13 protein-coding genes are annotated in these 11,578 nt (G+C 70.3%); 3 read left to right on the forward strand and 10 right to left on the reverse strand.

Translation table 11 applies throughout. The features are described from left to right. The coding region (locus ACQKIP_RS26970) for a cytidylate kinase family protein (RefSeq protein ID WP_427744327.1) at positions 1-599 on the reverse strand (599 nt) is incomplete at its 3' end. Positions 600-1,120: 521 nt separating this feature from the next. Between ACQKIP_RS26970 and ACQKIP_RS26975 the strand changes: the two genes are divergently transcribed. Next, positions 1,121-1,369 (forward strand): hypothetical protein, encoded by a 249-nt coding sequence (locus tag ACQKIP_RS26975; RefSeq protein WP_365863546.1) that lies wholly within the window; start codon positions 1,121-1,123, stop codon positions 1,367-1,369. A gap of 67 nt (positions 1,370-1,436) precedes the next feature. Here the strand turns inward: ACQKIP_RS26975 and ACQKIP_RS26980 are convergent, their stop codons facing one another. Continuing rightward, positions 1,437-2,285, reverse strand: coding sequence for a VOC family protein (locus ACQKIP_RS26980; protein ID WP_427744329.1), 849 nt, complete (start codon positions 2,283-2,285; stop codon positions 1,437-1,439). Between ACQKIP_RS26980 and ACQKIP_RS26985 the strand changes: the two genes are divergently transcribed. Next, entirely contained in the window at positions 2,176-2,640 is a 465-nt protein-coding gene (locus tag ACQKIP_RS26985) for a hypothetical protein (protein WP_365863542.1), read from the forward strand. The two genes, ACQKIP_RS26980 and ACQKIP_RS26985, sit on opposite strands and share 110 nt — an antisense overlap. A 70-nt stretch (positions 2,641-2,710) precedes the next feature. Here the strand turns inward: ACQKIP_RS26985 and ACQKIP_RS26990 are convergent, their stop codons facing one another. The 7 genes from ACQKIP_RS26990 to ACQKIP_RS27020 form a co-directional block, all read right to left on the reverse strand. Beyond that, entirely contained in the window at positions 2,711-3,436 is a 726-nt protein-coding gene (locus tag ACQKIP_RS26990; protein ID WP_365863540.1) for a dienelactone hydrolase family protein, read from the reverse strand. A gap of 178 nt (positions 3,437-3,614) precedes the next feature. Next, a complete protein-coding gene (locus ACQKIP_RS26995; protein WP_365863538.1) occupies positions 3,615-3,809 on the reverse strand; it encodes a hypothetical protein in 195 nt (64 codons plus the stop codon). A 165-nt stretch (positions 3,810-3,974) separates the two neighbouring features. Further along, positions 3,975-5,150, reverse strand: a complete 1,176-nt coding sequence (locus ACQKIP_RS27000) for a hypothetical protein (protein WP_365863536.1) — start codon at positions 5,148-5,150, stop codon at positions 3,975-3,977. 857 nt (positions 5,151-6,007) lie between these two features. Then, a complete protein-coding gene (locus ACQKIP_RS27005; protein WP_365863534.1) occupies positions 6,008-7,093 on the reverse strand; it encodes a hypothetical protein in 1,086 nt (361 codons plus the stop codon). A gap of 485 nt (positions 7,094-7,578) precedes the next feature. Beyond that, positions 7,579-8,244, reverse strand: coding sequence for a response regulator transcription factor (locus ACQKIP_RS27010; protein WP_365863532.1), 666 nt, complete (start codon positions 8,242-8,244; stop codon positions 7,579-7,581). Continuing rightward, positions 8,241-9,290 carry a sensor histidine kinase gene (locus ACQKIP_RS27015; RefSeq protein ID WP_365863681.1) on the reverse strand — a complete coding sequence of 350 codons (1,050 nt, stop codon included), beginning with the start codon at positions 9,288-9,290 and terminating at the stop codon, positions 8,241-8,243. Before ACQKIP_RS27015 ends, ACQKIP_RS27010 begins: the two co-directional genes overlap by 4 nt. 170 nt (positions 9,291-9,460) lie before the next feature. After that, entirely contained in the window at positions 9,461-9,994 is a 534-nt protein-coding gene (locus ACQKIP_RS27020) for a hypothetical protein (protein ID WP_365863530.1), read from the reverse strand. 335 nt (positions 9,995-10,329) lie between these two features. Here ACQKIP_RS27020 and ACQKIP_RS27025 point away from each other — a divergent pair, with 335 nt between their 5' ends. Further along, positions 10,330-11,070, forward strand: a complete 741-nt coding sequence (locus ACQKIP_RS27025) for a methyltransferase domain-containing protein (RefSeq protein WP_365863679.1) — start codon at positions 10,330-10,332, stop codon at positions 11,068-11,070. 322 nt (positions 11,071-11,392) lie between these two features. Here the strand turns inward: ACQKIP_RS27025 and ACQKIP_RS27030 are convergent. Beyond that, positions 11,393-11,578, reverse strand: a 186-nt coding sequence (locus ACQKIP_RS27030; RefSeq protein WP_427744333.1) for an amidohydrolase family protein, incomplete at its 5' end; no start/stop codon positions are given.

The raw sequence follows: 11,578 nt of genomic DNA on the forward strand, positions 1-11,578 counted from the left end.
AAGTAGAGCTGTTGGGCAGGGATATAGCGGTGGCGCCAGGACCGTTCGATCTGCACGGTGTCGGCGGTGGAACCGGCCAGCGCCGCGCCTCGCTCCCGGGCACGAGCCACCGTCTGCTCGAAGGGGACGGATACGAAGATGCGCAGGTCCCACCGGTCGATGAGTTCTGGGCGCAGCAGGAAGACGCCGTCGAAGAGCAGGACGGCGTCCGCGGGGGCGGTCGTGGCGGGCGGGGACGACGGGGTGTCGGTGTCGCTGTCGTAGACCGCGTGTTGGAACGTGCCCTCTCCTCCCGGGCCCAGCGGATCGAGCAGGACCCGGCGCAGCGCGGCATGATCGTGGGCATCGAAGTAGCAGCCTTCGGCCGAGTACTGGCCGCGTCGGTAGCGCTGCGCACGGGGAAAGAGGAAGTCGTCGATGGTCGCGCGGACGACGTGACGGCCCTGCGCACGCAGGACGGCGCCGAGCTCGTCGGCCAGTGTCGTCTTGCCGGAGGCGGGCGGCCCGTCGACGGCGACCCGCAGGGGATGCGCGGTCGTGACGGATCCGATCGCCCGGACCAGTCGGCTGATGAGCTCCTCGCGGGTGCCTTGCTCCATGGTTGCCTCTCTCACGGTTTCTTTGGCCCGCTGTACACAGTGACTCCGCCAACCGGTGCCAGTCTTGCGGGCGCAAGGCCATGGCCGCGCCTCTCGCAACGACTGGGGGAGACCCGGCACCCGATTGTCGTCCTGGCCGCGGCTACCGCAAGGGTTTACCCACACCTCAACCGCTTGGTTGACGCCCGGTTCCAGGGCTCTGCGTAACGTGCCGCTCGAGCCGCAGCAACGTCAGCGTTGCCGGTGCATCAACAAGGGGGAAACCGATGAATTCTCATACCTGGAGAAGGCGCGTCACCGCGAAGACCCTCACCGTAGCCAGTGTTGGGCTCCTGGCCTCGGCAGCCCTGGGCGGAACTGCCACCGCCGCCCCGCAGGGACCGAACCAAACAAGCACTGCTACGGCGCCCGCCTCCGCGGCGGGGACCATCCTCGCTGAACGAGGCGACGTGTGCTTTTCCGGAGCCTGTGGCAGTGCGACGTTCTCATGGGACGGGTCCTACCGACTCAGCAACGTCAGCATGTCCGTGAAGGACAACAAGTGCGACGGCAACGACGTATACATCCGCCTCCGCATCTACGACGGAAGCAGCAACAGCGGCTGGGCCACGACCAAGCGTCGCAATTCCAGCGGGTGCAGCGCCAGCTACGTCTCCTGGAGCGACCTCTATGTCAACAACGACGCCCGGATCCTGGGCGTGAAGGTGGAGGCATGTGTAGACGACGCCGGCGCAGACACCTGCCGCAAGTCCGCCTACATCGCACGCTGAATCCACCGCGATGAAACGGTGCGGTCGTGAGGCCTCCGGCACCGGGCAGCGGCGGAGGATCTGGATGTCAGTCCCCTTCTTCCGCGGGCGTGCTGGCGGTGGGCTCCACAGGGTGCGGGAACTCCTCCGTCAGCCTCCCCGCCAATGCAGCAAGGTGCCCCACCGGATCGGTGCGGACGCCCGCTCTGGCGCCACGGGGCTGATGATCCGGTTGGCCCGCGCCCAGATCCGGCAAACGGGCTTCGACCTGGTCCCAGTCGTGCTTGACCGTGAAGCACAAGTGCACCTGTTGCGGGACGGTCTGTTCAGGCCAGAGCGGAGCCCGGTAGCCATCGACTCGTTGAAAGCCGACGAAGACTTCGTCCGCACAGACGAGACCGGCGAAGTCGACGCAGGGCTTCGAAGACGACCTTGCGCGGAGCGTGCGCGCGTTCGGCGATGCCGTGGGCGCCCCGGAGCAGGGCCAGTCCTTCGTGCAGGCAACGGTAGGACGTGGGCAGCAATATGTCTCTGGCGCAGGCGAGTTGGACCCATGTGTATGCAGTCGGCGAACCAGCGCTGCACCAGCACTGGCTGCCTGGAAACGCCCGGTGCGCGGGTGCCCTTGCGGGCTTCGCGGGCCTGTCCCTCCCGGGGGTTGCTCCTCGCGGTGGGGGTACTTCGTCGACCAGCCCCCGTTGCGCGTGGTGGTCGCGCGGTGTGCCGAGGGCCCGCTGACCGAGCTGCCGCGCAGGAACGGCTGTACGTTGTGCTGCGCAGGATGCAGCAGTGCGTGGTCGCGCACGAGGCGCGGGTGGGGAGTGGTCGTGAGAGCTGGCAGGGGCGGTATGCGTCGGGCCGCCGGGCCGCTGCTGTGGCTTCTTGCGCTGGTGGCATTTGTGGTGCCGCTGTCGCGCAGTGTGCCGGCCACCTTCACGTATGTGGCGGGATACACATCGAAGATGGAGAGCTCCGAGCCCGGGTCGCTGCCGCGGGAGGAGTCCGGCTACTTCTGGCGGGACTCCGCCGGGCGGCCGGTGCACGGAACGATCGCGGACTGGGAGGACAGTTGGTGGGAGGTGTACGACGGGTCCCTGTGGGTCTCTGCGGAGGGCGTTGCCTACCTGGACCCGCCTGCCAGGCGTGCGATGGTCCTTGGGTACGCAGGTGCCGCCGCCGTCGTGGCATGTGCGGCGTACGTCCTGTGGGCTCGCCGCAGGGCACACGCGGTGGACGACGACCTTCGATCAGCCGATCCTGTTGACCGTTCAACCTTCGCCAAGTCCGGGTAGCCCAACGCCCATGCCGCCGGGCCGGCCGTTCCCGGGTAGTCGCGGTCCGGGATCGTGGTCGCCGACCGGATCACTGCGTGATGGGCAGGCACTCGGCGAGCAGGTCGACGACGTCCCGCCAGGCTCGCTGCGCGTGCTGCGGGTGGTAGCCGACGCCGGGGCGCACGGTGTGGTCGACCGAGGGGTGATGGAAGGCGTGCAAAGCGCCGCCGTAGACCACAAGGCGCCAGTCGACGCCCGCAACCTGCATCTCGGCGGTGAAGGCGTCCCGTTGCGCGGGCGGCATGATCGGGTCCTCCGACCCGACCCCGGCCCACACCGGGCAGTCAATGCGCGCCGTCTCCTCTGGTCGGCCCGTGGTCAGTGCGTTGAGTGTCGCGATCGCGCGCAGGTCGACGCCGTCTCGCCCGAGTTCCAGGGCGATCGCGCCCCCGGTGCCGTAGCCGACGGCGGCGATCCGCTCCGGATCGGTCCGCGGCTCGGCGCGGAGCACCTCGAGCGCCGCGTGGCCGATGCCTCGCATCCGGTCGGGGTCGGCGAGCAGCGGCATGCAACGGGCCAGCATCTGTTCGGGGTCGGCCAGGTAGCGCCCGCCGTGGAGGTCGAAGGCCAGCGCCACGTATCCCAGCTCGGCAAGGGCATCGGCCCGGTGGCGCTCGACGTCGCTGAGCCCCACCCCCTCGGGCCCGACCAGGACGGCGGGCCGGCGTTCGGCGCCGGCCGGCAGTGCGAGGTGCCCGGTCATCGTCAGGCCGTCGGCCGGGTAGTGGATCGTGCGCGTTGTCACCGTCGTCATGGGCCTGGACTGTAGTGATCGTCGAGCCCGAACGGGCCGGTGTTCTGCCGTTGGCAGAAGGCAGGTCTCTGGCGTATTCCGGAACCACTCCGCCGGCGGTTCAGCCGGGAGCCGGTGCACACCGAAGGGGGCGCCGAGGCTACCTTCGCTGTCTTCCGGTCGGCGGCGGCGCGTCCGGTTACTCCGTGACGGACTCCGAGACTTCACGCCACGCGGCATCGGACTCGGCGAGGGCGTTGGCGGCGGCGTGCTGGACGGCGTCCTTGCCGATCAGCAGGCGCGGGGGAGCGTCCTCGCGGCCGACGAGGTCGTTGATGACGTGGGCGACCTTCGCCGGGATCGCGGGTTCCTGGCCGGATGCATGGCGGAGCATGTCGGCGAAGGCCCCGGCGGTGGGCTGGTAAGGCTCGCTGATCGCCTGAGCAGCGGCCGGATCACCGCACCAGGTCCTCGACGCCCGGTATGTGCGGTTGCGGAGGCACTGCCGGTCCGGCGGAGCGGGTGGCGCATTGCCCGCACGGAAGACGCCGGTGGGCGGTCACAGGCCGGCGGCGTCCAACAGGCGGTGCAGGGCCTTTCTGGTGGGGTATTGCAGGCGCAGCGCGCGGCAGCGCTCGGCGAAGGCGTCCCTGGTGCCGTCGCGGTCGGCGAGCGCGGCCAGGTCGCCCAGCAGCTGCACGGCAGCGGGGTAGGTGCGGCCCTTCTGCTGCGCGATCATCTGGTCGATGCGGTTCCACGCGGCCTCGGGGTCGTCCTGGAGGGCGACCAGCCGGCGTTCCTGGGCGGCATGCGCCTGTTGGCGTTCGGCTTCCTGTTGTTCTGCTGCGCGGCGCACTTGGCGTGTGTGGCGCTCGGCGCTCGCGGTGGCTGCGGCGGCCCGCAGGTGGGCAACGGTACGGCCGGGCCCGGGCAGGGCGGGGTCCGGGTGGGCCTGGCGGTACCGGCGGCGCAGGCCGGCGAGGGCATGGGGATCGCCGTCGCGGAGGAGGGAGACCAGCGTGGCGTCCTTCTCTCTCTGCGGCAGTTGGCTGACCCAGGAAGCGTATGTGGAGCGGGCGGGGGCGGCGTCGGCGTGCGGGAGGAGAGCCGATGCTGCGGCGATGAGGTCGGGGTCGATGCGCAGGAACTGGGCCAGGTCGGTGAGGGAGTCGGGAAGGGCGGCCAGGCCGGGGGGAAGCGGAGGCTCGACATCGTCGTCGGCAAGGTCGTGGCGGTTGAGGCAGAGCAGCCAGGCCAGGTAGAGCAGGCGCATGTCGCCGGCCGCGACGTCCGGACGCGCCCGGACGATCGAGGGAAGCCATTGCTCCTCGCGGCCGGTGTCGGTGTAGTCGTCGTAGCCGAAGAGGTCGTTGAAGTCGTCGAGGTCACCGTCCTCGTCATCGGAGACCAGCGTGATGAGGACGTGTCCGCCGTGCTGGCGGGCGTCGGCTGACTCGCCGGTGCAGTACTGCTGGGCCAGGTGCAACGGGAGCTGTTCGGCGGGCCATCGCAGGATGACTTTGCGGTAGCCCCAGTTCGCGAAGTAGAGGTGGCCGTCGTAGTAGTCCTCCATGAGCTGCTCGCAGCTGCCCTTGAAGTCGCCCCACTGATAGCTGTTGACAAAGGTGGTGCGGGTGAGAGCGGCACGCGTGGTCAACTTGCGGATCTCGGCGACCTGTTCGTCGCTCAGGGGTCGGTCGGCGGCAACGAACTGATAGTGCTGGAATTCGGACATAGCGGCCTCCGCCTGTACTGATGGTCGTGCCGTCCCGCGACTGGATTCAGCCCGGAGTGTGGCCCGCGGACGACAGCGCAGCGCAGGCCGGCGCCCGCACCTGCTGTCGATGGCTGCCGGGGGAGAGGCGAGGGGGAGTCCGGGCAGGCCGGTCTTAGCGATCCGCTCGTGCGGACAGGGGGCGCACCGCGGACCCTCGACGTCCAGCCACTGATCTGCCCAACTCCAGCCGTACTTCCGGCACCCGGTCCGAGTCTGGCGTGCGTCCACAGATGCCCCTCCCTGTGCCCGCTGTGTTCTACCGCTCGAGCCCGCGCGGTATGCGCATGATGTCGCCGCGCAGGAACGGTGCCCCACAGGGCCGTCGGCGAAGCCCCCGGTGGTGACGTCCTGGTACGCACCGCTACCTCTCGGCACGCTTGCGCAGGTCGATGCTGCCACCATGCCGGGCTCACGGGAGGCGTCAGTGCGGTAATCCACCCGGACCGGAACCGCGTGTGCTAGCGCCCTGCCGGCATTCGCCCAGCCGCACGCTTTTGTGCACGGAGCGAAGAAGACTCGCCCGTGCGGCGGCCCGCATTGCCCACGCCTCACCGGCCCCGCATCGCACCGTCGCAGGGGCTGCGTTTACCCGGCCGCGTTATCCGCCGCTCCCTCCGGTCAGGCCCGACCGCAAGGCGGCACCAGGGGAAGCCGGCAAGAGGGCAGCTGCTCCCGCCGGGAGGAGGCGGACAAGTCCGCGGGGCGGGGCCCGATGTGGGTGCGCGGTGCGCCGGACCCCGCTCCCGCTCGCCGGGCCACGCCTCGTCGGCCGCCGCAGAGCCGGTTCGGCGAGGAGAGCACGGCGGTCAGGACGGTCAGTAGAAGCGGCGGACGAACACGTCCGATTTGCCGTTGGTATCGCCGGGCACGATGTCGTCGGCCGTGGAATGAAAGACCACGTCGCGCCCGCCGGCGCTGACCGCGTCGGTCCCGGCTGACGCGGGCCGGTCGGAGACGATCTCGTCCGAGCCCGTCTCCAGGTCACGCAGCGTCAGTGACGGTCCGCTCGTGTCGTGCGGGGCATAGAGCAGATAGCGGCCGGTGGGATCGATGGCCACACCCCGTACGTTCGCCACCAGGTGGTTGGTGCCCGACTTCTCGTCGTGGACGTAGGTGTCGGAGCCCGAGAGGTAGACGACCTTGCTGCCGTCCCTGCTGATCTGGACGAGTGTCGCGGCCGTGGAGGGGCCCTCGATCGGGCCGGAGGAGGTGTCGTCGCTCCGGTCCCACACGAAGACGTCCTGCGCCTGGCCGTCCTGGTAGGCGACAAAGCGTCCGTCGCCGCTGATGGAGGGCCGGGCCGAGACGGTGTGGTCGAACTCGTCCACGGTCACCGCGGTGCCGGCCTGCCAGTCGCGTACCTCGATGCGCTGCCGAGACGGCGGTCGGTTGAAGGTGGCGACCTGGGCGAGGTAGCGGCCGTCCGTGCTGAGCGAGGGCTGGCTGCAGCTGAGGCCCGAGCAGTTGATGCCGATCGTGCTTCCCGAGCGCACCTGCGACAGGAAGGACTTCGTATCTCTTTGCAACAGCCCCCACAGGGCGACGTATTGCCCGTCACCGCTGATCAGCGGGCGCTGGATCGGCGGGGTGAGAGTGGTCATCAGCAGGGTCTGTGGGGTCCGCTGGTCGCGGACGAAGACCCGCTCCCGGTTCGCCGGGTTGGCGGGCGTGAGGTTGTTCGCCGACGACGAGAAGGCGATACGCCGGCCGTCGGTCGTGATCGTGGCGCCGGCCGAGTCGCCGTCGCCCTGGGTGCCGTCGCTCGCGACACTGATCCGCTCGATCCCGGCCCCGCTGCCGCTCGCGACGCCCGCCGCGGTCATGGGATCGGCCGACGCGGTGCCGGGGATCCCCGTCGCGACCGCGCAGACCAGGATCGTGGCGCCTAAGACGGCCCGCATGCGTCTGGTGGCGCTCCGATTTGAGCTTCTCCTCATGTTCCCCCCTGATACAGGACTCGGTCTTGGCCCCGGCTCCCCGCCGGCGGGCCACCAGCATGCAACCGCGGTGGCGGTGCGGGGTCAATGCGGCGCATGACTAGGGAGGGGTGCGGATTCGGTCAGATGAGAGCGGCCGGCTCGCGAACGCGGGGGGCCGCAGGAGCTGATCGGTCCGGCGGGCCCTGCTGGGGCGGGAGGTCGGCCTTGGAGCGGCCGCGAGGGGCAGCCGACAGCCTGCCGGGTGTCCCTCGCGTCGTACCCCGGGGCCGGGTCAAGTTGATCGCAGCGGGGGAGTGCGCGTGCTGCCGGTGGTGCGCCAGGCCGCCGAGGCCGTGGTCGGGGCGGTCTTCCGCGTGACCACCGGCCACGCCTGTTTCGCCAGTGGCCGGAGGCTCAACGTGGCCGGCGGGCTCACCTGCTGTGCGGCCGCCGGCGGCGCCAGGTGGTCAGGCCAGGCCGGCCGCGATGGCGCGGCGTACGGCGTCGGCGCGGTCTTGGATGTCGGCCTTGGCGAAGAGGTTGTTGATGTGCGTCTTGACGGTCGCTTCGCTCACGAAGAGCTTCTCGGCGATCGCGCGGTTGGGCAGGCCTTGGCCGATGAGGGTGAGTACTTCGCGTTCGCGGGGCGTGAGATCCGCGGGCAACTGCTGTCCGGATGCCGTGGGTCTGGTGCGGACGGTGGCCAGCAGCCGGTCCTGGACCTCGCGGTCCAGGACGGACTGGCCCGCGGCGGCGGCGCGGATCGCGCGGACGATGTCCTGGCGTCCGGCGTTCTTCGTCAGATAGCCGCGGGCACCCGCGCTGAGGGCGGCCAGGATCGAGTCGTCGTCGGCGAATGTGGTGAGCACGACGACGGCCACCTCGGGGTGTTCCTCGCTCAGTCTGTTGGTGGTCTCGATTCCGTCGAGCACGGGCATGCGCAGGTCCATCAGCACGACGTCCACCGCACCGGCGGCGACCGCGTCCAGGACGCCGTTGCCGTCGGCGGCCGCCGCGACGACGTCGATGTCCTCGGTAAGAGCCAGCACCGCGGCGAGCGGTTCGCGGATGGCGGCCTGGTCGTCGGCGACGACCACGCGCAACGGCCGGGATGTCTCGGTGGGTTCACTCATCGCGGGATCACTGCCTCCACTTGCCAGCCGCCTTGGTCCGGTCCCTCGGTGACCGGGCCTGTGGTGAGGGTGCCGCCCAGCAGGGCGACGCGTTCGCGCATGCCGATCAGCCCCATTCCGCTGCCGGCCCCCGGGTTCACCGTACGGGTGGCGGGCCGGTTGCGGATGGTCAGGGCCGTCGAGGAAGCGGCGAAGGCCAGCTCCACCCGCACCTCACCGCCCGGGGCGTGCCGGGCGGCGTTGGTCAGGGATTCCTGGGCGATCCGCAGCAGATTCTGGGTCACCCGGGCCGGCACTTCCGCGGGGGTGCCGCTGACGGTCAGGGCGCCGCGGTGGCCGGACGACTCGAGCATCGCGGTCAGGGTCTCCACCAGCGGCAGCGAGTCCTCGCGGAGTGCGTGGACGGTCCACTGCGCTTGCTTGAGGCTCTCCTTGACGAGGCTGTGGGCCTTGTCGTTGGCCGCCCTGACCTTCTCCAGGTCGCCGGCCTCGAGCAGTGCGTCGGCCAGTTCCAGCTGCATGTTGATCCCGGCCAGCGTGTGGGCCAAGACGTCGTGCACGTCCCGGGCGATCCGGCCGCGTTCGGTGAGCACGGCGGCCTGCGCCTCGGCCCGGGCGGCGCGCTCTGCGCTCTCGGCCGCCGACAGCGCGGCGTTTACGGCCTGGTGCTGGACGCGGTTGAGAATCCCGATCAGAACCGGTGCGCCGGTGGTGAGGCCGACGGCCCAGGGCAGCAGGTGGTGGCCGGGTCCGACCTCGAAGTACAGGATGCCGCCGCAGAGCAGGCCGCAGGCCAGCGCCAGGACGAGGGCCTGTTTGATCGGCAGCCGGTATCCGATGTGACCGCAGAGGAAGAAGGCGAAGAGGTAGCCCGTTCCGCTGCGGCTGGCGCCGATCAGCGCGGCCGCCGCGAGGATGCCCAGCGACAGCCAGACGACGGCGGCCCGCGGCGTGACCTTGGCCGGGGGCAGTTCCCGGGCCAGCAGCGCCGCGCAGTTCACTACGAACAGCACCGCGACCAGCAGCCCCCGCCCGCTGACGTCCATCGGCCGGATCGTCAGGGCCCCGGTGACGATGACCGCCAGGGTCAGGGCCCACTGCGCCCGGGGGTCCCGGCCCGGGATCGGCCGGGGGGCGGCGGCCGATGGCGGCGGGACCTGTCCGGGAGAGGAGGCGCTCTCGGCGGGGGATGCGGGGGGCACGGCCAGACGATAGCTCACGGCCGGGCCGCGACACGGTGGGCGGCAGCAGCGGGCTGCCCGGCGGTCAGCATCCGGCTGCGGATGAAGATCGTGGCCAGCCGGGTGACGACCTCGGTGAGCGCCATCAGGACGAAGGCCGCCACCCATGCCTGGTCGCTGGTGATGTGGTGGGCGAGGCTGAACCGGGCGACGTCGTCGGCGCCGCCGCCGTGCTCGGTCCACAGCTGGAAGCCCATCCGGGCGCCCATGCCGAGCACCCACAGGATCGCGGAGACCGCGCCCGCCTTGATCAGGATGTGCTCGCCCGCGGTCCTGACCCGGGTATAGAGGCCGCCGGCGATGCCGAGTACGGCGCCGGCGCCCACGAGCGCTGCGATGAGGACCAGGTCGTTGCCCGCGGTGGGAACGGAGTCCAGGTACGTATGGGCCACGAAGGCCACGATCCCCAGCGGGATCAGGAAGGTCTTGAGGTCCAGCCGGTCTTCCCGCAGCTGCCGGAAGACGACCAGGAGGAGCGCGATGTCGGTGATCCACTCGGTTGTTGTCATGCCCCCAAGCCTGCTGTCACAGGGCCCCCGGACGCCTGGACCCATGGGTGGAACCCCGGGTGGAGAACCGGACCACCGTCTTGCACCCGTGCGGGCGGGAACGGGCCCTGAAGGCGCCCGTGGAAGCGCCCGTGCGGCACGGCTCTTGGAGCCAAGCCCTCCGCATGTCGAGGTGTCCGTCATGGTGCGGTGGCGCCTGGTATAAGGGTCTGGCGCCGTGGGCCGGTCTTCGAAAGCCGTGCACGGATTTCGCCGTCCCGCCGCGCATCTGCGCCCGTGAACGTTCGCGTCGCGGGCGCTTGGCGTGGGGCTGATCCGGGGAGGGGACGTCAGTGTTGAAGTCGGGAGTCAAGCGGCTGTTGGGGCGCGCGGGGTTCGACATCGTGCGCAGCACCGACAACCGCGGCGGAGTGGATGATTTCATCCCGTTCGAGGCAGTGATGCGGGCCGCGCGGGCGGCGGGGCTATCGGTCGGTGACTACATCGACGAAGTCATGAACGGGACGCCCGGCGCCACCCAGTCCACCATCGACGAACTACGCACTGTGGGCGTCTTCGAAGCCAAGCCCGACTCGGTGCTGGAGATCGGCCCCGGGTCCGGCCGGTATCTGGAGAAGACGGTGAAAGAGTGCGCGCCGGGCCGCTACGAGGTCTACGAGACGGCAGCGCCATGGGCGAACTATCTGGTGGAAACCTACGGCGTGATCGCCCAGCCGACCGCAGGGTCCAGTCTGGCCCCGACACCCGACGGCAGCATCGACCTCGTGCTGGCCCACAAGGTCTTCAACACCCTGACCTTCCTCAGCACCTGCCGCTATTTCTTCGAGATGGCCCGTGTGACGCGCCCCGGCGGCCGGATCGTCTTCGACGTCATGACGGAAAGCTGCCTGGATCCGGCCACGGTCGGTGCCTGGGCTTCGCAGGGCGGCGACGGCCATGACTCCTACCCGGCCGCCCTGCCGCGCCGGACCTGCGTGGACCTCTTCGCCAGCCTGGGCTGCAACTTGGAGGCCAGTTTCCTGGCCCCCCTGGGCTTTGCCTCCACCGAAGTGCTGGTCTTCACCAAGGGGACGTAATCCCCGGCGGCGGGTCCGGCGCCACCGGCGCCGCCACATCTGCGTCCGGCTCGGTGCGTCGTGGCCGACCCGGGCCGGAGCGAGGCGGCAGTCCTGCGGCGTCATTCGCCGCTGAAGACGGGGAAGGCACTGCGGCGGCCGTAGTCCACATCGCGCAGGCCCCGCGGAGCGTCCAGCCGGCGTGTAGGAGCGGCTGGTTCACGTGCGGGATGACCGTCGCGTCCGGGAGGATGTTTTCCAGCCATACCGACGATGATCCGCCGATGCTCGTGTTGGACAGATCGCGTAGCCGCGCTGGGGAATTGGGAGCCGAGGCCTTCCATCACAGTCCGAACAACGTTGCCGCGTTGTCGTGGCACACGGAGCGCAGCCACTGCGGGCCGAGGCCGAGCCGCTCCAGAGCGTGCAGCTGGTGTACGTACGGGTAAGGGATGTTGGGAAAGTCGGAACCGAGCAGGATACGGTCGCCGAGCCCGGCGAGCCGGGGCAAGGCAGGGCGGGGGAAGGG

The sequence above is a fragment of the Streptomyces sp. NPDC059900 genome, assembly GCF_050270335.1.
Classification (GTDB): Bacteria; Actinomycetota; Actinomycetes; order Streptomycetales; family Streptomycetaceae; genus Streptomyces.

Excerpts from the sequence above, each read along its gene's own strand:
- ACQKIP_RS27000 (WP_365863536.1), bottom strand. The coding sequence starts at position 5,150 with ATGTCCGAATTCCAGCACTATCAGTTCGTTGCCGCCGACCGACCCCTG.
- ACQKIP_RS27015 (WP_365863681.1), bottom strand. The coding sequence starts at position 9,290 with ATGGACGTCAGCGGGCGGGGGCTGCTGGTCGCGGTGCTGTTCGTAGTG.
- ACQKIP_RS27005 (WP_365863534.1), bottom strand. The coding sequence starts at position 7,093 with ATGCGGGCCGTCTTAGGCGCCACGATCCTGGTCTGCGCGGTCGCGACG.
- ACQKIP_RS27020 (WP_365863530.1), bottom strand. The coding sequence starts at position 9,994 with ATGACAACAACCGAGTGGATCACCGACATCGCGCTCCTCCTGGTCGTC.
- ACQKIP_RS26975 (WP_365863546.1), top strand. The coding sequence starts at position 1,121 with ATGTCCGTGAAGGACAACAAGTGCGACGGCAACGACGTATACATCCGC.
- ACQKIP_RS27010 (WP_365863532.1), bottom strand. The coding sequence starts at position 8,244 with ATGAGTGAACCCACCGAGACATCCCGGCCGTTGCGCGTGGTCGTCGCC.
- ACQKIP_RS26990 (WP_365863540.1), bottom strand. The coding sequence starts at position 3,436 with ATGACGACGGTGACAACGCGCACGATCCACTACCCGGCCGACGGCCTG.
- ACQKIP_RS26995 (WP_365863538.1), bottom strand. The coding sequence starts at position 3,809 with ATGCTCCGCCATGCATCCGGCCAGGAACCCGCGATCCCGGCGAAGGTC.